A 20,474-nucleotide genomic window follows, 5' to 3' on the forward strand; every position below is an offset into this window, starting at 1 on the left:
CTGAGCTATCCAGAGATCAGAGTAAAACCCTGCTCCTCCCGCCAGAACTGCCGTGTGAGGCCTCACCAGCCCCATACAGGCGCGATTACACGCCCAATTCTTACCCATCGCTACCAGTACAGGGCTGACCTGCCACCCTCAGGGACGGCTCCCTCCATAGACTACAAACTCGGGATTCAATGTTTTTGCTGTATTGCTATAGTCCAGCACCTTGCCTTGAAGCGTCTCGATAGCGCCCCCAGCTGCATTAACCACTGCATGCGCGGCTGCCGTGTCCCAGAGGGAAGTCTTTCCAAAACGCGGGTATAGATCTGCAGCGCCTTCAGCAACAAGACAGATTTTCAATGAACTCCCCATTGGCACCAGTTCATATTCGCCTAATGGCTTTAACCACTCCAGCACCTTCTGGCTGGCATGAGAACGGCTGCCAAGTACACGCCAGACGCTTCCGGATTGGTGTTTGGCAACCTGGATTGGTTGGCGTGGGCCTTTGCCCTCAACCTTGAATGCCCCTATTCCCTTGCCACCCATGTAGGTCACATCCAGTGCCGGAGCATACACTACACCCAACACCGGACGCCCTTGCTGAATCAGGGCAATATTCACCGTAAATTCGCCATTGCGCTGAATGAATTCCTTGGTGCCATCCAACGGGTCTACCAGCCAATAGCAACCTTCAGCATCCGGACCGGAAAAGGCCTCAACCGCCTCTTCTGTTAGTATCGGGAACGAAACAGGCAGCGCTTCGAGCCCAGCCACAATGATGTCATTGGCCGCCTTATCTGCTTCGGTCACAGGTGAATTGTCCGCTTTTTGTTCAACCGTAAAGTCCTGGCTATGGATCGCCATAATCTCTTTTCCTGCCCGAACAGCAACCTTCTCAACGCACCCCAGCAAAGCCTGCAAGGTTATTTCAGTCATCACACACTCCTGTGAGCAACCTGTTTTATACAGAGCGAATCAGCACGAACATTGATGGACCCTGTTTTTGATTTACTGGTGCTATTTTAGGTCATCAATACGGACCTCTGCTGTCATTGACTGTTCTTGCCCCGCGGTGTTTGTTAATCTGCCCGGCTGGCAAAGACACCGATCCAGTCCTTACTCATCAACGATTTCCAGCCACGACGATTGACCATGACCAACGCTTCCGCCGGCAAATCCGCTCAACACACCCCCATGATGCAGCAGTACCTGCGCATTAAGGCACAGCACCCGGACCAGCTGCTGTTTTACCGTATGGGTGACTTCTACGAGCTGTTCTACGATGACGCCAAAAAGGCCGCTGCGCTGCTGGATATTTCACTGACGGCACGCGGCAAGTCGGCCGGTGAGCCCATTCCGATGGCCGGGATTCCCTATCACTCGGCGGAAAGCTATATCGCACGCATCGTGAAAGCGGGCGAGTCCGTGGTGATCTGTGAGCAGGTCGGCGACCCTGCCACCAGCAAGGGGCCGGTTGCCCGCGAGGTGGTGCGCATCGTGACGCCCGGCACGCTCAGTGACGAAGCCCTGCTGGATGAGCATCAGGACAACCTTCTTATGGGCATAGCACGCCATGAGGACCATTTCGGGCTGGCTCTGATCGACATCAGCTCAGGCCGCTTCAGTCTGTTTGAGGTGGAAGGCGAGGACGGTCTGCTGGCGGAGCTGGAACGACTGCGCCCGGCCGAGCTGCTGTACCCGGATGATGCGGCCCTGCCTGAAACCGTGACACGTCGACCAGGCGCACACGGCCGCCCACCCTGGGAGTTCGAGCAGGACACCGCAGAGCGACTGCTGTGTGAGCAGTTCAACACCCGCGACCTGAGCGGTTTCGGCTGCGACCATCTTAAGCTCGCCATCTGTGCGGCAGGCTGCCTGCTGCAGTACGCGCGCGATACTCAGCGCAGCTCCCTGCCGCACATTCGCCGGCTGCAGGTAGAGCAGCGTGACGAGGCGGTAATTCTGGATGCGGCCACCCGCCGAAATCTGGAGCTGGACCTGAACCTGTCCGGCGGGCGCAACAACACCCTGGCCTCGGTACTGGACCAGTGCCGCACCCCCATGGGCAGCCGCCTCCTCCGTCGCTGGCTGCACCGTCCGCTGCGTGACCGCGCCACACTGGAAGCCCGACAGGATGCCATTCGCTGGCTGCAGATGCCGGACTGCTTCGACAATATCGCCGAACAGCTCAAGCCGATTGGCGATATGGAGCGTATTCTCTCACGTGTCGCACTGCGTTCTGCACGCCCGCGTGACCTGGAGCGCCTGCGCAATGCCCTGGCCATCCTGCCAGAACTGCAACAGGCACTGGCCGGTACCGATGCCCCACACATTCAGGCTCTGGCCAACACCATTGCAGAGTTTCCCGCCGAGGCCGACCTGCTGGCACGCGCCATTATCGACGCGCCCCCGGTCGTCATTCGTGATGGCGGGGTGATTGCCGCCGGCTATGATGCCGAACTGGACGAACTGCGTGGCCTGAGCGAGAACGCCGGTGACTTCCTGCTGCAACTGGAAGCGCGGGAGCGTGCACGCACGGATATCGCCACCCTTAAAGTGGGGTATAACCGTGTGCATGGCTATTACATCGAGGTGAGCAAGGCACAGGCTATCGACATGCCGGCCGAGTACATCCGCCGCCAGACCCTCAAGAACGCCGAACGCTACATTACGCCCGAGCTGAAAGAATTCGAGGACAAGGCCCTGAGCGCCAAAAGCAAGGCGCTGGCACGGGAAAAACAGCTCTACGACGAACTGCTGGAAACCCTGGCACAGCAGCTGCTGCCCCTGCAGGAGGCCGCTGCAGGTCTGGCCGAGCTGGATGTACTCTGCAACCTGGCCGAACGGGCCTTCACGCTGGATTACCAGCGCCCACAGCTGGTTGAAGAGCGTTGCCTGCAGATCGAAGGGGGCCGCCACCCGGTCGTGGAGGCGGTCATGGACAGCCCCTTCGTGGCCAACGACCTGACCCTGGATGCCCAGCGCCATATGCTGGTGATCACCGGCCCCAACATGGGGGGCAAATCCACCTACATGCGTCAGGCCGCCCTGATTACCTTGCTGGCTCACATCGGCAGCTACGTGCCGGCAGAGGCTGCCACCATCGGCATCGTCGACCGCATTTTCACCCGTATGGGCTCTTCGGATGATCTGGCCGGGGGCCGCTCAACCTTCATGGTCGAGATGACCGAAACCGCCAACATCCTGCACAACGCCAGCGAACGCAGTCTGGTATTGATGGACGAAGTGGGGCGTGGCACCAGCACCTTCGACGGCCTGTCACTGGCCTGGTCCTGCGCCGAGTTTCTGGCGCGGGAGGTCAAGGCATTCACCCTGTTCGCCACGCACTACTTTGAGCTGACCAGTCTGCCCGAGCGCGAACAGGGCGTCGCCAACGTGCACCTGACCGCCGTTGAGCACAATGATCATATCGTGTTCATGCACGAGGTACAGGAAGGCCCCGCCAGCCAGAGTTATGGCCTGCAGGTCGCACAGCTGGCAGGGATTCCATCCGATGTGATTCGCAATGCGCGCGATAAACTGGTCGTACTCGAGCAGGACAGCCGTCAGGGTGAAGGTACCGTCAGTCGCAACCCTGCACCTGAAGTGCCGCAACCGACAGGGGCTCCGCAGCAGGCGGACATGTTTGTCAGCCCTCAGCCTTCAGAGGCCGAACTCAAGCTGCGCGAGCTGGATCCGGATGATCTGACCCCGCGTCAGGCACTGGAACAACTGTACGCACTCAAGGCGCTGCTGGCCTGAACGCTGTCAGGCACTATACTGCACCACAGACACCAGCCAGAGGAGTGGGAATATGACCTACATCGTCACCGAAAACTGCATTCGCTGCAAGTACACCGACTGCGTTGAGGTCTGCCCCGTGGACTGTTTCTACGAGGGCCCCAACTTTCTGGTGATTCATCCGGACGAGTGTATTGACTGTGGCCTCTGCGAGCCCGAGTGCCCGGCCGAAGCCATTCTGCATGAGGATGATCTGAGCCCTGAACAGGACCAGTTCTACCAGCTCAACGCGGAACTGGCCGAAGTCTGGCCCAACATCACCGAGCGCAAGCCGCCACTGCCTGAGGCGGAAAAATGGGATGGCGTGCCCGATAAACTGAAATATCTCGAGCGCTGAAGGGCGTGATGAAGACCTGCTATTGCAGCAGGTCTTCCCCGGTCAGCCCGTTCTTTTCCACAATCTCGCGCAGTTTGCGCAGGGCTTCAACCTGAATCTGACGCACACGCTCTCGCGTCAGGCCTATTTCACGGCCCACCTGTTCCAGCGTACTCATTTCATGGCCACGCAATCCGAAGCGGCGTGAGAGCACATCCGCATGCTTCTCCGGCAGCATGTCCAGCCAACGGTTCAAATTGCCGCTGATGTTGTTGTTCTGGAGCATGGTTTCGGGGTCGGCCATCTCCTGATCGGCGATGGTATCCAGCAGCGGCTTGTCTGCCCCCTGACCGGCCGGCACGTCGACAGAACTTACGCGCTCGTTCAGACCCAGCATCCGCTCCACGTTAGCCACCGGCTTGTCCACCAGCGCGGCGATCTCTTCCGCCGTGGGCTCATGGTCCAGCTTCTGCGCCAGCTCGCGAGACGCTCGGAGGTAGACGTTCAGCTCTTTGACCACATGAATCGGCAGGCGAATCGTGCGCGTCTGGTTCATGATGGCGCGCTCGATGGTTTGCCGAATCCACCAGGTTGCGTAGGTGGAAAAACGGAAGCCACGCTCGGGGTCGAACTTCTCCACTGCACGAATCAGCCCCAGATTACCCTCCTCGATCAGATCGAGCAGCGTCAAACCTCGGTTGATATAGCGGCGGGCAATTTTCACAACCAGGCGCAGGTTGCTTTCGATCATGCGCTTGCGTGCAGATTCATCGCCCCTGAGGGCTCGGCGGGAGAAATAAACCTCCTCTTCTGCCGTCAGCAGCGGAGAAAAGCCTATTTCGTTCAGATAAAGCTGAGTGGCATCCAGCGAACGGGCATTTACCAGATCCTTGTGCGCCATGGAGCCACGTCCACGCCCACTGTTCATGAACGCCGGCAGCTCTTCTGCAGAATCGCTGTCATCGGACTCGACGGCATCATCTTCATCGTCGCGGGTCATCGTTTCGACGTCCTGGTCGTAATCGTTGTCACCGACGGGCACTTTGGCCCCGTGCTCCTTATCCACACTCACCATGTGTCACCCCCAGTTATGGTGGATGGTCTTTGCCATCCTGTCGTCTATTATTATTGTTTTAGCGTTTTGGCAGGTACCGCATAGGGTTTACGGGATTACCGTCCCGGCGGATCTCGAAATGCAGCATGGTTCGAGCCGCACCTGTACTACCTACTTCGGCAATTTTCTCGCCTGCTTTAACCTTATCACCCTCACGAACAAAAATGCGACTGTTATGTGCATAGGCGCTGAGGTATTGGTTGTTGTGATTCAGGATCACCAGATTGCCGTAGCCCAGCAGACCATTACCGGAGTAAACCACCACCCCGGTAGCAGCCGCTTTAACCGGATCACCCGCCTTGCCAACGATATCGATGCCCTTGTTGGCAGGCTGCCCGCCACCGAACCCCGAGAGGATACGACCGGGATGGGGCCACTGCCAGCTGACCGGGCCTGTTGAGGCAGGCTTGGGGGCCGGTTTGGGTGTGGGTTTGGATTCGGCTTTGGTTGCCGCTGGCCTGGCGGCGGTGCTGGCGGTCTGTTTCGAGGTGCTGCGCGAGGCAGAGTCGGTACTGCCTGAAGAGGTGCTTCTGGAGACAGAAGCATTGCTGGCGGTTGGCGGCTTCAGGCGCAGCCGTTGGCCCGGATAGATGTAATCACGACTGCTGATACCGTTCCAGCGTGCGACCTGACGGTAGTCCAGCCCGTAGCGAAAGGCGATGGAGTAAAGCGTATCGCCTCGCTGCACCCGGTAAGCCGAAGGCGCGGGGCCTTTATAAGCAGGCCGCGCACCCAGCGAGCGCTCGTCAACCGGCGCATATCCCGAGGAGCATCCGCCCAGCAGCACGATCAAACATCCTGTCAGTACCAGCCGCCAGGGCACATGCGCCTCCTCAAGCCTGCTGCCGATCCATGAGCCAACCGAGCAGGCCACCGATCAGCATCAGGCCCAGTGCCGGCCAGAGTTGCGGGTCGAGCCCGGCAACCACTTCGTAGCTGCCAGGCAGCAGATTATCCTGCATCAGGGGCACCTCCTCGCCTTTGCCGTTAATGGTGTAGGCCAGCGTATATTTCCAGGGCCATACCTTGTTGAGAGACCCCAGCATGAAGCCACCCAGCAGCGCCAGCGTCAGCATGCGGTGATGATGAAACGCCCAGCTGAGAACCCGTGAAAAGCTCAGCAGTCCCACGGCACAGCCACTGGCAAAAATGCCCAGCGTGACCCACTCAAGGCCCTTGATCGCCCCCAGAACCGGCGCATACATGCCCATCAACAGCAGGATAAAGCTGCCGGAAATTCCCGGCAATATCATGGCACAGATGGCAACGGCACCGGCCATGAACACCATCAGAGAGGTTGGCTCCAGCATACCGGGCGTCTGCTCGGTAATGAAATAGGCCAGCAGCGCTCCCAGCACGAACGTAGACGCCAGGTTGGTACTCCAGCCCTTGATATGGCGCACCACGCTCCAGGTCGACGCGATGATCAGACCAAAGAAGAAGGACCAGATCAGAATGGGGTGGTGTTCGAGCAGATACAGCGCCAGGTGGGCCACCGACACCAGGCTGATCAGAATGCCGGTCAGCAGCGCACACAAAAAGCCGGCATTCACGTACTGCCAGCAGGCGACAGGCCCCTGTGTAAAGAGCAGTTTGACGGCATGCGGATTGAACCGTTTCAGGGTTTCGATCAGCTCTTCATAGATGCCCGTAATAAAGGCAATGGTGCCACCGGAGACACCGGGAACCGCATCGGCTACGCCCATCATCATGCCCTTGCCGGACAGGATCAGATAGTCACGTTTGTTTCGCACGCTCACTCCTTTTTAACGTACCGTACCGCTGAGCAGGGGCACGAAACGGACCTTTTCCATCACTTCCGTTGTGAACTGATCTTCGTCGGTACGCGTGATCCGTTTCAACGTCTGCTCTTCCTCGCCGACCGGGATAACCAGCCGCCCACCAATCGCCAACTGTGACAGCAGTTCAGTCGGCACTTCACGTGGCGCGGCCGTCACCAGAATACCATCGAATGGCGCCTTGTCAGGCCAGCCCATGCCACCATCGGTATGACGCAGCATCACGTTGTACAGTTTGAGTCGCTGCAGTCGCTGTCGCGCTTTCTCCTGCAACGGACGAATCCGCTCAACGCTGAACACCTGATCCACCAGTTGCCCCAGAATCGCCGTCTGGTAGCCGGACCCCGTTCCCACTTCCAGCACCTTGTCGCAATGACCGCCTTCCAGCAACAGTTCGGTCATGCGGGCCACGATGTAGGGCTGGGAAATGGTCTGGTTGTAGCTGATCGGCAGTGCCGTATCCTCGTATGCCCGGTGGGACAGGGCTTCATCAATAAAAATATGGCGCGGCGTGTCGCGAACCGCATTCAGTACTGCTTCATTCGCAACGCCCTGGTCGCGCAGGCGCTGCACCAGGCGCTCACGCGTTCGCCGGGATGTCATGCCAATGCCCTGAAGGTCCATATCGATCACATCAGGCCCTCCAGCCACTCGCCCAGGTTGTCCATGCCGGAGTAGTGCGTCATATCGATCTGCAGCGGCGTAACCGACACAAAACCGTTTTCGACCGCATAGAAATCGGTTCCGGGTTCAGAGTCCGCAGCCGCACCAGCTCCGGCAATCCAGTAGCGGGTGCGTCCACGCGGGTCTTCCACGATCACCGGCGGCTCGGCACGATGACGATGACCAAGGCGAGTCACATGAATCCCCCTGATCTGCTCCAGTGGCAGGTCCGGAACGTTGATATTCAACACGGTGCGCGGCGCCACGATCAGGGTATCCAGGTGTTTGACCAGTGTGGCCACGATCTCGGCACCGGTCTCGTAATGCTGCGGGTGAAAGCTGTGCATGGAAACCGCAATCGGCGGCAGGCGACAATGGCGCCCTTCGGTGGCTGCGGCCACTGTACCGGAATAGAGCACGTCATCCCCCAGATTGGCACCGGCGTTAATGCCGGACACAACGATGTCCGGACTGCGCTCTTCAGTGAACAGGCCGGATGCCCCCAGATGCACACAGTCGGTGGGAGTACCATTGATGCCGATATAGCCCGTCGAGTGTCGGTGTGCCTCGAGCGGACGATCCAGCGTCAGGGAGTTACTGGCGCCACTGCGATTGCGATCAGGCGCGATCACGCAGGTTTCGCCATCCTGGGCCAAACGCTCGGCCAAAGTCGCCAATCCCGGTGCATAAACGCCATCATCATTGGAAATCAAGGTCAGCATAGTGTTACCGATCACTCCTGGTGTGTATTTGCATTACGCCACTGACAGAGTTCACGCAGAACACTGGTGGCAAAGGCCCCTGCCGGCAGTTCAAACGACAGGCGCCACTGCTGTTCATTTTCCTGTTCAAGCTCAAGGCCTCGCGGCATAAGTCGGATGCTGCGTCGCTCCTGGTTCAGGCCCAGCCCCTCCAGCCCCTCGCATATGGCCTTCCGGGGCGCCAACGCCTGCTGTTCAAAGCGGCGCGCCGCATCGGTGGTCATCAGCTCGCCCCGCCCCCACATGGGTGCCGTCAAATGCACATCCGCTTCCTGCAGGCGCCGGGCCAGAGATGCATCCTCTGCATCAGCATGAAAGCAGCTCTGCGAGCCGTCCAGCATCAGCACATCGCCCGGCATGATCCGGTTCCACAGCCCCTGCTCGATGCGTTGGCTAACCACCTGGTTGAACAGCCAGGAGCGCAGGGCGGAGATATAAAGCCCTTTCTTGTGGCGCTGACGCTCGCGCAGGCGCCCTTCCAGCAGCGCCATGCCCTTGTCCAGGTTGCCCCCTTCGTTGCCGAAGCGCTGTTCACCGAAATAGTTGGGCACACCGGTACGAGCCTGTTCTACACGCCTGACAAAGTCTTCGGCATGAGTCAGATCGCGCAGGCGCAGTACGAAACGGTTGCCGGACAGAGCCCCCAGTCGCAGCTTGCGCCCATGGCGCACACTTTCCAGCACCTGAATGCTGTCGCCGCCAAACAGGGCCCAGTTCAATGTTCGAGCCGCAGGCAGGCGCACGCTGAACCACTGTTCGGTGACGGCATGGCGGTCTTTTTTGCCGGCATAGCCGACATCACGCGGGCTGACCTGACAGAAACGTGCCAGTTGCCGAGCCACCCAGTCGGTATTCTCACCGATTTTGCGAATATACAGAAACAGGTGTTCGCCTTCGCCATCAGGCGTAAAGGGCAGGTTTTCAAAGACCTGAAAGTCTTCCGGCAGGGTGCGCAGTTGTGCGTGGGACGATGGCTCGCCATACAGCCATTCAGTGGCGAGAGAAGCATTCAAGATTAGTTGTTCTCCGACTCGGGCTCGATAAGTTGATAAAAGGTTTCCCCCTTGCGAACCATGCCCATTTCACTGCGGGCACGTTCTTCCAGCGCTCGAAGGCCCTTTTTCAGGTTGTTCACCTCGGCCTCCAGTCGCTTGTTGCGCTCGGTCAGCTGCTGGTTGACCTGACGCTGCTCCAGAATTTTCTCTTCCAGTTGCCAGACCTGACGCAGGTTGGCCTCACCGAACCAGAGACGGTACTGCAGCCCGGCCAGCATCACCAGCAATATCAACAGCAACCAGCGATACACGCTTCTACCTCTTGCAGACAGGCCCCGGGGGCAAAAAAGGGGGCCAAAGCCCCCTTTTTATCACACTTTACGCTGTAGCACGAAGCGATCAGGCCTGGCCCTTGATCTCTTTCAGGCCGTTGTAGACCGCGCCGGTGCCCAGCTCTTCCGCGATGCGCAGCAGGCGGTTGTACTTGGCCACACGGTCGGAGCGGCACAGGGAGCCGGTCTTGATCTGACCCGCCGCAGTACCGACCGCCAGATCGGCAATGGTGGTGTCTTCGGTTTCACCGGAGCGGTGCGAGATGACGGCAGTGTAACCGGCATCCTTGGCCATCTTGATCGCGTCCAGCGTTTCGGACAGAGAGCCGATCTGGTTGAACTTGATCAGAATGGAGTTGGCGATCGACTTGTCGATGCCTTCCTTCAGGATCTTGGTGTTGGTGACGAACAGGTCGTCGCCGACCAGCTGAACCTTGTCGCCGATCTTGCGGGTCAGGCTCGCCCAGCCGTCCCAGTCAGACTCGTCCATACCGTCTTCAATGGAAACGATCGGGTAGTTTTCGCACAGCTGCGCCAGGTAGTCACCGAAGCCGTCTGCATCAAACACCTTGCCTTCACCGGCCAGGTCGTACTTGCCGTCCTTGTAGAACTCGGAAGACGCGCAGTCCAGTGCCAGGGTCACGTCGGTGCCCAGCTGGTAGCCGGCCTTGTCGATCGCTTCCTTGATGACAACCAGTGCTTCTTCGTTGGAGCCCAGGTTCGGCGCGAAACCACCCTCATCACCAACCGCCGTGTTCAGGCCGCGAGCCTTCAGGACCGCCTTCAGCGCGTGGAAGATTTCAGCACCGCAGCGCAGTGCATCCTGGAAGTTGTCAAAGTTCACCGGCTGAACCATGAACTCCTGGATATCCACGTTGTTGTCTGCATGCTCGCCGCCGTTGAGGATATTCATCATCGGTACCGGCATGGAGAACTGACCAGCGGTGCCGTTGATCTCGGCGATGTGTGCGTACAGCGGGATGCCCTTTTCAGTCGCTGCTGCCTTGGCCGCGGCCAGAGACACCGCCAGAATAGCGTTGGCGCCCAGGTTGGACTTGTTTTCGGTACCGTCCAGCGCCAGCATCTTGTCATCCAGTGCGCGCTGGTCGGTCACATCCATGCCAACCAGAGCTTCACGAATGGCACCGTTGATTGCAGCTACGGCTTTCTGAACACCCTTGCCCAGGTAGCGCGCCTTGTCACCGTCGCGCAGTTCCAGTGCTTCGCGTGAACCGGTGGAGGCACCGGACGGGGCACAGGCAGTGCCCATGACACCGGATGCCAGAACCACATCCGCTTCAACCGTCGGGTTACCACGGGAATCCAGAACTTCACGTGCCTTGATATTTGCAATCTGAGCCATTGTGCTTGTGTCTCCAGTTAACTCGTAAAAAGGTTACTGCTGCGCCTGACGTGCCAGCGCGGCCTTGATAAATCCGGTAAACAGACCGTGACCGTCACGCGGAGTCGACGTGAACTCCGGGTGGAACTGGCAGGCCACGAACCAGGGGTGATCCGGCGCTTCCACCACTTCGACCAACTCGCCGTCCACGGATCGACCGGTAATTTTCAGACCGGCCTCTTCCAGCAAGGGTACGTAGTTGTTGTTCACTTCGTAACGGTGACGATGACGTTCGCGAATTTCGGTGTTGCCGTAGGCTTCTGCCACATTGGAGCCTTCGGCCAGGTGGCAGGTCTGCGCGCCCAGACGCATGGTGCCGCCCAGGTCGGAGTTCTCACCGCGCACTTCCACTTCACCGCTGCGATCGGTCCATTCGGTGATCAGGCCGATAACCGGATGCTCGGACTGTTTGTTAAATTCAGTGGAGTTGGCATCTTTCAAACCAGCTACGTGACGGGCATATTCAATAACCGCCACCTGCATGCCCAGACAGATGCCGAGATAGGGCACCTTGTTTTCACGGGCAAAGCGCACGGCTTCGATCTTGCCTTCAACACCGCGCTCGCCAAAGCCGCCCGGCACCAGAATGGCGCTGTAGCCGTCCAGAATCTGGCTGCCTTCACGCTCCACACGCTCGGAATCGATGTAGTCGATCTTCACCTTCTTGCGCAGCGCAATGCCCGCATGAGAGATCGCTTCGATCAGAGATTTGTAGGCATCCAGCAATTCCATGTATTTGCCGACCATCGCGATGGTCACTTCGCCTTCCGGGTTCAGGAACGCATCGGCAACACGGCTCCACTCGCTCAGGTCTGCAGGCTTGCAGTTGATGCGGAAGCGTTCGGTCACGATCTCGTCCAGATGCTGTTCCCACAGCATGGCCGGAATGTTGTAGATGGTGTCGGCGTCCGGCAGGGAGATAACGGCGCGCTCTTCCACGTTGGTGAACATGGCCACCTTGCGGCGGGAGGACTCATCCAGCGGCTGCTCGGAACGGCACACCAGGATATCCGGCTGGATACCGATGGAGCGCAGCTCTTTCACCGAGTGCTGTGTCGGCTTGGTTTTGGTCTCACCGGCGGTGGCGATATACGGCACCAGCGTCAGGTGCATGAACATGGCACGGGAGGCACCCACTTCCACCTTCAGCTGACGCACGGCCTCCAGAAACGGCAGGGACTCGATGTCACCCACGGTACCGCCGATTTCCACCAGTGCCACATCGGCGTCACCGGCGCCTTCAATCACACGGCGCTTGATCTCGTTGGTGATATGCGGGATCACCTGAACGGTGCCACCCAGGTAATCGCCACGACGCTCCTTGCTCAGCACGTGCTGGTAGACACGGCCGGTGGTGAAGTTGTTGCGCTTGCTCATGGTGGTACGGATGAAGCGCTCGTAGTGACCCAAATCCAGGTCAGTCTCGGCGCCATCGTCAGTCACGAAGACTTCACCGTGCTGGAACGGGCTCATGGTGCCCGGGTCCACGTTGATATACGGGTCCAGCTTCAGCATTGTTACTTTGAGGCCACGGGCCTCGAGAATAGCCGCCAGAGAAGCTGATGCGATGCCTTTGCCCAATGAGGACACAACACCGCCTGTGACGAAAATATAACGCGTCATGCGGAACCTGTCAGATCGAGATGTTGGGGAGGAGAAAACGTACTCAAGATGGGGTTGCAGGATAGCAAAAAGCGCCCCTCAGGACAAACCAAAACCGTGCCATTCTGGCACGACGCCCTCGGCGTCATCAGCGGCTTCGCACAAACAGACGCCCGGCACGGCCAGAATCTCATCGCCACGCAGCAGAAGTGGCTGATACGGACGCAGCCAGGGCGGGATGCCCGCTTCCTGCAGCAGCTGCTTGAGACTGACAGAACCGCCACGTCCACGCGGGCGCAGACGCTCCCCCCCCTGACGGCACTGCAGCGTCAGCAAGGTACCCGGCGCGACCCCCTGCTCGGCCCGGCGCCAGCGAATCTGCCCCAGCCCCGGCCCCAGCTCAACGGTCTCACCCGCATGGATCAGCTGCGATCCCGGCGGTGCCGGCAGCTCCAGCGGCAACAACCAGGCCCGCTCATGATAGCAACGCAACTGCCACTGCCCCAGGCGCGCCTGCCCCTGCGCTGCCTCCCGTGTCAGCCATTGCTGCAACTGACACACACGGCGATAATCCAGGCGATGACCGGTTTCACGGGCCAGCCAGTAGTGCAGCACATTGCGCTGCCGTGCCACATCCAGCCGCCTCAGCAATTGCAGATCCAGCTGCCTCACACCGGACACAATGACATCCAGATCCTCCTGCGCCCTTTGCTCGAGCAGGAAACGGCTGTCCTGCATCACCACCGTTGTATCCTGACAACGCTTGAGTACCTGCGGCCAACGCTGCTTGAGGCGCGGCAGAATATGGTGACGCAGCCAGTTGCGGTCATACGCATCGCCTGCGTTGCTGGGGTCTTCTATCGGCTCAAGCCCCAGCTGTTCACTGGCCGCCTCCAGCATCGCACGCGGCGCCTGCAACAGAGGACGCAGCAGATAGCCCTTGCCAAGCGGGCGTCGCATCGGCATGCCGGTCAAACCGGCCACACCGGCACCGCGCATCAGCCTCAGCAAGAGGGTCTCGGCCTGATCATCGGCATGCTGCGCCAGCAGCAGGCAATCACCCGCTTTGAGTTTTTTCTCGAAAGCATCATAGCGAGCCCTGCGCGCGTCCGCTTCAGTGGCGGAGGCAGGTTTTACAGTCACAGTGGAAAGCGATACACCAAGGCGCTCGCAGTGCTGGCGGCACCGTTCTGCCCAGTTATCGGCATCGGTCTGGAGTTGATGGTTAACGTGAATGGCAGCCAGTTGGTCTGACGGCTTGAGGCGCGCCATCAGCTCCAGCAGAAGGGAGGAATCCAGCCCGCCACTGAGGGCTATGACCCAGCGGCGAGGCTCGGAAGGCACCTCGGCCAGCTGTTTGTCCAGCTGTGCCTCCAGTGCCGTTACCGGATCTTCAGTCTTCGAAGACACCGTAGGACATCAAACGCTCATAGCGACGTTCCAGCATCTCTTCGTTGCTGTAGCCATCCAGACGCTCGAGGGTTTCCAACAGGTGCTTCTTGAGGTTTGCCGCCATCAGTTCGAGGTTGCGGTGTGCGCCGCCCAGTGGCTCACTGACAACCTGATCCACAAGGCCGAGTTCGTGCAGACGGTCAGACGTAATGCCCATCGCCTTGGCTGCATCGGATGCGCGTTCGGCACTTTTCCACAGGATGGACGCACAGCCTTCCGGTGAAATAACCGAGTAGGTGCCATACTGCAGCATCAGCAGTTCATCACAGACGCCGATCGCCAGCGCGCCACCCGAGCCACCTTCGCCAATAACGGTGGAGATGATCGGGGTATTCAGCTGCGACATCCTGGCCAGGTTGAATGCGATCGCCTCGGACTGGCCGCGCTCTTCTGCATCAATCCCCGGGTAGGCCCCCGGCGTATCGATGAAGGTCAGCACCGGCATCTTGAAGCGTTCGGCCATCTCCATCATGCGCAGCGCCTTGCGGTAGCCTTCCGGGCGCGGCATGCCGAAGTTGCGGCGCACCTTTTCCTTTACTTCACGGCCCTTCTGATGGCCGATCACCATGACCGGACGATCATCCAGACGGGCCAGGCCACCCACGATCGCCTGATCGTCCGCAAAGTGGCGATCACCATGGATCTCGTCAAAATCATCGAAGATGTGTTTGACGTAATCCAGCGTGTAGGGGCGCTGAGGGTGGCGTGCGATCTGGGAAATCTGCCAGGCAGACAGATCCTTGAAGATCGACTCGGTCAGGCTGCGGCTTTTTTCCTGCAGCTTTTCCAGTTCATCACCCAGGTTGAGCCCCGCCGTATCTTCATTAACGTGGCGCAACTCACTGATTTTGGCTTCCAGCTCGGCAATCGGCTGTTCAAAATCCAGATAGTTCGGATTCATGCGTGTCTGCTTCTGTTCAGTAACATGGGGCCCATCTGCCAGGGCGCGAAAATAATCATCAATTCTAACGGCTGCGTGTGCCGATCTCCACCCCGTCATTCATAACGGAGCTGCACATTCTCGTTACCAAAGGCGGCCTTCAGTTTGAGGATAACATCATCCCCGGGTTCAACGGCCCACTCCTGATCCAGCCACAGGCGTGCTTCAGCATCATCGCGCCGGTAGTTGAGTGCGACCGGCAGCTTCAGCAGAACACTGCGATGCGCCTTGAGCGTATCGGCCAGCTGTTTCAGCTGCTGCCGCCCGAGCTGGCTGCGATCACAGCGGATCTCCAGGCAGCGGGCTGAAGCGGTCCGTATCTGCGCCATGCTCATGACCTTGCTCGCGCGTACCTTCAGGCCACCATTGTAATCGTCCTGCGCCACTTCGCCTTCGACCACCAGCACCGCATCCTTGTTGATCAGTGAGCGGGCACTATCAAAGACCTCCCCGAACAGGCTGATATCCATGCGGGCACTGCGGTCATCCAGAGTCAGAAAGCAGAGGGTATCCCCCTTCTTGGTTTTCTTGACCCGCATATCAACCACCAGGCCGGCCATTTTCTGCGTCTGCCCGCGCGCCGGCTGCAACTCGACCAGCTTGCGGCTGACCAGATGCTTGAGTTCCGACTCATATTCGTCGATGGGATGCCCGGTGACATAGAGCCCCAGCGTATCCTTCTCGCCCTGCAGGCGCTCCTTGTCGGTCCAGTCACGGGCCTTGCCAAACTCGGCATAGGGGTCGCCCGGTGCCTCGGCTTCCACCGCCCCGAACATATCCATCATGCCGGCATCGGCGTTGCGCGCGCTCTGGTCGGCCGCTTTCAGTGCCGAACCGATCGCTTCCCAGAGTACCGCTCGGGAGGGGCCAAGGCTGTCGAGCGCGCCGCAGCGAACCAGTGCTTCCAGTACGCGCTTGTTCAGGCGCCCGGCGCCGACACGCTCGCAGAAATCGAACAGGTCCTTGAACGGGCCACCCTGCTTGCGCGCCTCCATGATGGCCCCCACAGGGCCTTCCCCAACGCCCTTGACGGCCCCCAGACCGTAGACCACCTCGTCCGCATCATTGACGGTGAAAACATAATCACTGTCGTTGACGTTGGGCAGCCGCACCGTCAGGCCCATCTGACGACACTCTTCGATGAAGATCACCACCTTGTCGGTGTTCTGCATATCCGAGGACAGCACTGCGGCCATGAATGCAGCTGGGTAGTGCTGCTTCAGCCAGGCGGTCTGATAGGACACCAGTGCATAGGCGGCCGAGTGGGACTTGTTGAAGCCGTAGCCGGCGAACTTTTCCACCAGGTCGAAGATATTGCCGGCCAGATCCTTGTCGATGCCCTGGTTGGCACAGCCCTCCAGGAAGATGGCGCGCTGCTTGGCCATCTCTTCCGGCTTTTTCTTGCCCATGGCACGGCGCAGCATATCCGCGCCGCCCAGGGTATAGCCCGCCATCACCTGAGCGATCTGCATCACCTGCTCCTGATACAGGATGATGCCGTAGGTGGGTTCCAGTACCGGCTGCAGGCTGTCGAGCTGATAGTCAGGGTGCGGCCAGGCCAGCGGTGCCCGACCGTGCTTGCGGTTGATGAAGTCATCCACCATGCCCGACTGCAGCGGCCCCGGACGGAACAGGGCGACCAGTGCGATGATATCCTCGAAGCGGTTGGGCAACAGGCGACGAATCAGATCCTTCATGCCGCTGGATTCGAGCTGGAACACGGCGGTGGTCTGCGCGCTTTGCAACAACTTGAAAGTGGCTTCGTCTTCCAGATCGATGGACTCGATCTCGAGCGGCGACTCGCCCTGCTGCGCACGCTTGCGATTGATGGTATCCAATGCCCAGTCGATGATGGTGAGCGTTCTCAGGCCCAGGAAGTCGAACTTCACCAGCCCGGCCTCTTCCACGTCGTTCTTGTCGAACTGGGTTACCAGCCCCTGACCTTCTTCGTCACAATAGGTGGCGGCGAAATCAGTCAGCTTGGTCGGCGCAATCACCACACCACCGGCATGCTTGCCGACGTTACGTGTGACCCCTTCCAGCTTGTAGGCCATCTCCATGATCTCTTCGGCTTCTTCATTGCCGGTTACGAAATCACGCAGCGCATCTTCCTGTTCCCAGGCCTTGCTGAGGGTCATGCCCACTTCAAACGGAATCAGCTTGGACAGCCGGTCGGCCAGACCGAACGGCTTACCCTGTACACGTGCCACATCGCGCACCACCGCCTTGGCGGCCATGGTGCCATAGGTGATGATCTGAGAAACCGCATCGCGCCCGTACTTCTGGGCAACATAGTCGATCACCTGGTCACGGTTATCCATGCAGAAGTCGATATCGAAGTCAGGCATGGAGACACGTTCGGGGTTCAAAAAGCGCTCGAACAGCAGGTCGTATTCCAGCGGGTCCAGATCGGTAATCTTGAGTGCATAGGCCACCAGCGAGCCTGCGCCGGAACCACGCCCCGGCCCCACCGGAATGCCGTTTTCCTTGGCCCACTTTATGAAGTCCATCACGATCAGGAAGTAGCCCGGGAAGCCCATCTGAATAATGATGTCGAGCTCGAACTCCAGCCGCGTCTCATAGGGATTGCGCTTCTCCTGATAGTCAGGCGCGTCCTTGTCGAGCAGAAATTCCAGTCGCTCTTCCAGCCCCTGCCAGGACACCTGACGGAAGAAGTCGTCCATCAGCATACCTTCGGGCACGGGGTAGCGCGGCAGGTAGTAGGTCCCCAGTTCAATCTCGATGTTACAGCGGCGAGCGATCTCAACCGTATTGTGCAACGCGCTCGGGATATCGCTGAACAGCTCCGCCATCTCGTCGGCACTGCGGAAGTACTGCTGATCCGAATAGTTCCGAGGGCGCTGAGGATCATTCAGGGGGCGCCCCAGGTTGATACAGACGCGCGCCTCATGGGCCTCGAAATCTTCCTGCTTGAGGAACATCACCTCATTGGTGGCAACCAGCGGGCACTGCAGACGCGCAGCCAGCTCAACACTGGCATGCACCAGCGCTTCATCGCCCTGGCGGCCGGTTCGCTGGATTTCCAGATAGTAGCTGTCCGGGAAGATCGCCTGCCAGTCGGCCAGCAAGGCTTCTGCCTGTTCGGGGTGCCCTGCCAGCAGAGCACGCCCCACATCACCCTGACGCGCGCCTGACAGGGCGATCAGCCCCTCGGCTTTTTCCGCGATCCACTCTTTGCGCACCAGTGCGCGCTCAGGCACGATATTCTGCCCTTCGGCATACGCGCGCGACACCAGTTCCATCAAGTTGCGATAGCCAAGCCCGTTCCGGACCAGCAAGGTAATGCGGAACGGCTCTCCTTCGGGCTCATCCGGATTTTCTATCCACAGGTCGACACCGCAAATGGGTTTGACCCCGGCACCCAGTGCCGCCTTGTAGAACTTGACCAGCGCGAACAGGTTGGTCTGATCCGTAATGGCCACTGCCGGCATGCCTTGATCCGCCGCCGTGGCAACCAGCGGCTTGATACGAACCAGCCCATCAAACAGGGAATACTCGGAATGTACACGCAGATGTACGAAAGCGGGTTCAGACATGGGATGACTGCTCCAGACGTATACGAACCGGACGGAAACTGCGACGGTGCTCGGGAAGCGCACCCAGGCGCTCGAGTGCCTCAAGGTGCTGAGGTGTTGGATACCCCTTGTGGCGGTCAAAACCGTAGTCGGGATAGCGCTCATGCAGCGCCAGCATCTGGCGGTCCCGGTCCACCTTGGCCAGAATGGAGGCGGCACTGATTTCGGCGACCCGCGCGTCCCCTTTCACCACCGGCTCCGACGGACAGGGCAACGCTGGACAGCGGTTACCATCCACCAGCGCATAGTCAGGCACCACCGACAGCCCTGCAACCGCGCGCTGCATTGCCAGCATGCTGGCATGAAGAATATTCAGTTCATCGATTTCGGAAGGACTGGCGGACGCCACACACCAGGCCAGCGCCTTCTGCTTGATTTCCAGATAGAGCCGTTCGCGCTTTTTTTCGCTCAGCGCCTTTGAATCAGCCAGCCCCTGAATCGGCTGCAGCGGGTCCAGAATAACGGCGGCCGCCACCACGTCCCCAATCAAGGGACCGCGTCCGACTTCATCAACGCCGGCAGTATGACCCTGGGGTCGAAAATCAAACTCAGTGTTCTGCAACGGATGCCTCCAACAACTCTGCCACCGCATCAGCCGCACGCTCACTCGCGTTCTGGCGTAACTGATCACCAATACAGCCAAACACGCGCGCCAACCGGCGACGGTATTCTGTATCTTCGAGCGCACGGATTACCAGGGGCGCAAGCACTTCAGGCGTGACCCGGTCCTGCAGCACTTCAGGCACCATTTCCTCGCCTGCCAGCACGTTCGGCAACGAAATCCAGCGACTCTTGATCATGCGTGAATACAGGCTGTAAGTCAGCCCTGCCATGCGATAGGCCACAACCATGGGCTTCTGCAACAGGCAGGCTTCCAGTGTCGCCGTTCCTGACGCAATCAAAATGGCATCTGCAACCGCCATCACCTCGCGGGAGCCCTGCAGGCACAGCGTCAGGTTGAGGTCCGAAAATTCAGCCTGAATCAACTGTTCCAGCTGTTCGTAACGGCGCTGGTTGGCAGCCGGCAAGACAAAGACAAGATCCGACCGCTCGGCCTGTAAGCGGCGCGCGGTCTCCAGAAAGGGGCGCGCCAGATATTTGATTTCACTGCCCCGACTGCCGGGCAAGAGTGCAACCATCCGGTGACCTTCTTCTCCAGTACCTCGATAGCGAGACCAGGCGGCATCAAAATCCACCTCTGCCGGAATGCTGTCAGCCAGCGGGTGGCCCACAAAGCGCAGATTCTGTCCGGTTGGCTGATACACCTCGGCTTCAAACGGAAACAGCGTCAGCAACAGGTCCGTGCTGTGTTTGATTTTGAAGATGCGCTTGCGCTTCCAGGCCCATACGGAAGGGCTCACATAATGCACGGTGGGAATACCGGCCTGCTTCAGTTGACGCTCCATGCCCAGCGTAAAATCCGGCGCATCGATACCTATGAACAGGTCAGGCGGGTTGTTAATAAAGTGTTGAACCAGACGCTTTCGGGCCCTGAGCAGCTCCGGCAAGCGCCCCAGCACCTCCACCAGTCCCATGACGGACAGGCGTTCAAGCGGATAAAGCGCGGTACAGCCTTCGGCCAGCATCAGCTCTCCGCCAATGCCTTCAAATTCAACCTGTGGATAACGCTGACGCAGGGCCCGGATCAGCCCCGCTCCCAGAATATCGCCCGACGCCTCTCCCGCAACAATTCCAATTCGCAGAGGCCGCATGGCG

General features: G+C 59.4%; 17 protein-coding genes. 2 read left to right on the forward strand and 15 right to left on the reverse strand.

Annotated features, from left to right (window positions below; all coding sequences use genetic code 11):
• Nucleotides 1–138 precede the first annotated feature (138 nt).
• Nucleotides 139–921, reverse strand: a complete 783-nt coding sequence (gene cysQ, locus H9C73_RS05105; protein WP_209286724.1) for a 3'(2'),5'-bisphosphate nucleotidase CysQ — start codon at nucleotides 919–921, stop codon at nucleotides 139–141.
• 216 nt (nucleotides 922–1,137) lie between these two features.
• Between cysQ and mutS the strand changes: the two genes are divergently transcribed.
• The gene (mutS, locus tag H9C73_RS05110) at nucleotides 1,138–3,747 is read left to right on the forward strand and encodes a DNA mismatch repair protein MutS (protein ID WP_209286725.1); all 2,610 of its coding nucleotides are present in this window, start codon (nucleotides 1,138–1,140) and stop codon (nucleotides 3,745–3,747) included.
• A gap of 52 nt (nucleotides 3,748–3,799) precedes the next feature.
• Nucleotides 3,800–4,123: a ferredoxin FdxA gene (gene fdxA / locus H9C73_RS05115; RefSeq protein ID WP_209286726.1), complete on the forward strand. Its 324-nt coding sequence runs from the start codon at nucleotides 3,800–3,802 to the stop codon at nucleotides 4,121–4,123.
• Between the two features lie 19 nt (nucleotides 4,124–4,142).
• On the opposite strand, the gene rpoS is transcribed toward fdxA, so the two are convergent.
• From rpoS to lpxB, 14 genes are all read right to left on the reverse strand, one after another.
• The gene (gene rpoS, locus H9C73_RS05120; RefSeq protein WP_209286727.1) at nucleotides 4,143–5,177 is read right to left on the reverse strand and encodes an RNA polymerase sigma factor RpoS; all 1,035 of its coding nucleotides are present in this window, start codon (nucleotides 5,175–5,177) and stop codon (nucleotides 4,143–4,145) included.
• 58 nt (nucleotides 5,178–5,235) lie between these two features.
• On the reverse strand, nucleotides 5,236–6,039 hold the full coding sequence (locus H9C73_RS05125) for a peptidoglycan DD-metalloendopeptidase family protein (RefSeq protein WP_328797941.1): 804 nt from the start codon (nucleotides 6,037–6,039) through the stop codon (nucleotides 5,236–5,238).
• Nucleotides 6,040–6,049: 10 nt separating this feature from the next.
• Nucleotides 6,050–6,970, reverse strand: coding sequence for a DUF368 domain-containing protein (locus H9C73_RS05130; protein WP_328797942.1), 921 nt, complete (start codon nucleotides 6,968–6,970; stop codon nucleotides 6,050–6,052).
• 12 nt (nucleotides 6,971–6,982) lie between these two features.
• Complete coding sequence (locus tag H9C73_RS05135; protein ID WP_456238094.1) at nucleotides 6,983–7,645, reverse strand: protein-L-isoaspartate(D-aspartate) O-methyltransferase; 663 nt, start codon at nucleotides 7,643–7,645, stop codon at nucleotides 6,983–6,985.
• Nucleotides 7,645–8,400 carry a 5'/3'-nucleotidase SurE gene (surE, locus tag H9C73_RS05140; RefSeq protein WP_209286728.1) on the reverse strand — a complete coding sequence of 252 codons (756 nt, stop codon included), beginning with the start codon at nucleotides 8,398–8,400 and terminating at the stop codon, nucleotides 7,645–7,647. The genes H9C73_RS05135 and surE overlap by 1 nt, the downstream gene beginning before the upstream one ends.
• Before the next feature lie 11 nt (nucleotides 8,401–8,411).
• Nucleotides 8,412–9,452: a tRNA pseudouridine(13) synthase TruD gene (gene truD / locus H9C73_RS05145; RefSeq protein ID WP_209286729.1), complete on the reverse strand. Its 1,041-nt coding sequence runs from the start codon at nucleotides 9,450–9,452 to the stop codon at nucleotides 8,412–8,414.
• Between the two features lie 2 nt (nucleotides 9,453–9,454).
• Entirely contained in the window at nucleotides 9,455–9,745 is a 291-nt protein-coding gene (ftsB, locus tag H9C73_RS05150; protein WP_209286730.1) for a cell division protein FtsB, read from the reverse strand.
• A gap of 88 nt (nucleotides 9,746–9,833) precedes the next feature.
• A complete protein-coding gene (gene eno, locus H9C73_RS05155) occupies nucleotides 9,834–11,129 on the reverse strand; it encodes a phosphopyruvate hydratase (RefSeq protein WP_209286731.1) in 1,296 nt (431 codons plus the stop codon).
• A gap of 33 nt (nucleotides 11,130–11,162) precedes the next feature.
• Nucleotides 11,163–12,791: a CTP synthase gene (locus H9C73_RS05160; protein ID WP_209286732.1), complete on the reverse strand. Its 1,629-nt coding sequence runs from the start codon at nucleotides 12,789–12,791 to the stop codon at nucleotides 11,163–11,165.
• A 78-nt stretch (nucleotides 12,792–12,869) separates the two neighbouring features.
• Entirely contained in the window at nucleotides 12,870–14,180 is a 1,311-nt protein-coding gene (gene tilS, locus H9C73_RS05165) for a tRNA lysidine(34) synthetase TilS (RefSeq protein WP_209286733.1), read from the reverse strand.
• Nucleotides 14,164–15,123, reverse strand: a complete 960-nt coding sequence (accA, locus tag H9C73_RS05170) for an acetyl-CoA carboxylase carboxyl transferase subunit alpha (protein ID WP_209286734.1) — start codon at nucleotides 15,121–15,123, stop codon at nucleotides 14,164–14,166. The genes tilS and accA overlap by 17 nt, the downstream gene beginning before the upstream one ends.
• A 95-nt stretch (nucleotides 15,124–15,218) precedes the next feature.
• Nucleotides 15,219–18,719, reverse strand: coding sequence for a DNA polymerase III subunit alpha (gene dnaE, locus H9C73_RS05175; RefSeq protein WP_209286735.1), 3,501 nt, complete (start codon nucleotides 18,717–18,719; stop codon nucleotides 15,219–15,221).
• On the reverse strand, nucleotides 18,712–19,320 hold the full coding sequence (gene rnhB, locus H9C73_RS05180) for a ribonuclease HII (protein ID WP_236014092.1): 609 nt from the start codon (nucleotides 19,318–19,320) through the stop codon (nucleotides 18,712–18,714). Before rnhB ends, dnaE begins: the two co-directional genes overlap by 8 nt.
• Nucleotides 19,307–20,470, reverse strand: a complete 1,164-nt coding sequence (gene lpxB / locus H9C73_RS05185; RefSeq protein WP_209286737.1) for a lipid-A-disaccharide synthase — start codon at nucleotides 20,468–20,470, stop codon at nucleotides 19,307–19,309. The genes rnhB and lpxB overlap by 14 nt, the downstream gene beginning before the upstream one ends.
• Nucleotides 20,471–20,474 lie beyond the last annotated feature (4 nt).

It is taken from the genome of Marinobacterium alkalitolerans (genome assembly GCF_017776525.1).
Taxonomy (GTDB): Bacteria; Pseudomonadota; Gammaproteobacteria; order Pseudomonadales; family Balneatricaceae; genus Marinobacterium; species Marinobacterium alkalitolerans.

Excerpts from the sequence above, each read along its gene's own strand:
- cysQ (WP_209286724.1), bottom strand. The coding sequence starts at position 921 with ATGACTGAAATAACCTTGCAGGCTTTGCTGGGGTGCGTTGAGAAGGTT.
- mutS (WP_209286725.1), top strand. The coding sequence starts at position 1,138 with ATGACCAACGCTTCCGCCGGCAAATCCGCTCAACACACCCCCATGATG.
- fdxA (WP_209286726.1), top strand. The coding sequence starts at position 3,800 with ATGACCTACATCGTCACCGAAAACTGCATTCGCTGCAAGTACACCGAC.
- rpoS (WP_209286727.1), bottom strand. The coding sequence starts at position 5,177 with ATGGTGAGTGTGGATAAGGAGCACGGGGCCAAAGTGCCCGTCGGTGAC.
- surE (WP_209286728.1), bottom strand. The coding sequence starts at position 8,400 with ATGCTGACCTTGATTTCCAATGATGATGGCGTTTATGCACCGGGATTG.
- eno (WP_209286731.1), bottom strand. The coding sequence starts at position 11,129 with ATGGCTCAGATTGCAAATATCAAGGCACGTGAAGTTCTGGATTCCCGT.
- H9C73_RS05160 (WP_209286732.1), bottom strand. The coding sequence starts at position 12,791 with ATGACGCGTTATATTTTCGTCACAGGCGGTGTTGTGTCCTCATTGGGC.
- accA (WP_209286734.1), bottom strand. The coding sequence starts at position 15,123 with ATGAATCCGAACTATCTGGATTTTGAACAGCCGATTGCCGAGCTGGAA.
- dnaE (WP_209286735.1), bottom strand. The coding sequence starts at position 18,719 with ATGTCTGAACCCGCTTTCGTACATCTGCGTGTACATTCCGAGTATTCC.
- lpxB (WP_209286737.1), bottom strand. The coding sequence starts at position 20,470 with ATGCGGCCTCTGCGAATTGGAATTGTTGCGGGAGAGGCGTCGGGCGAT.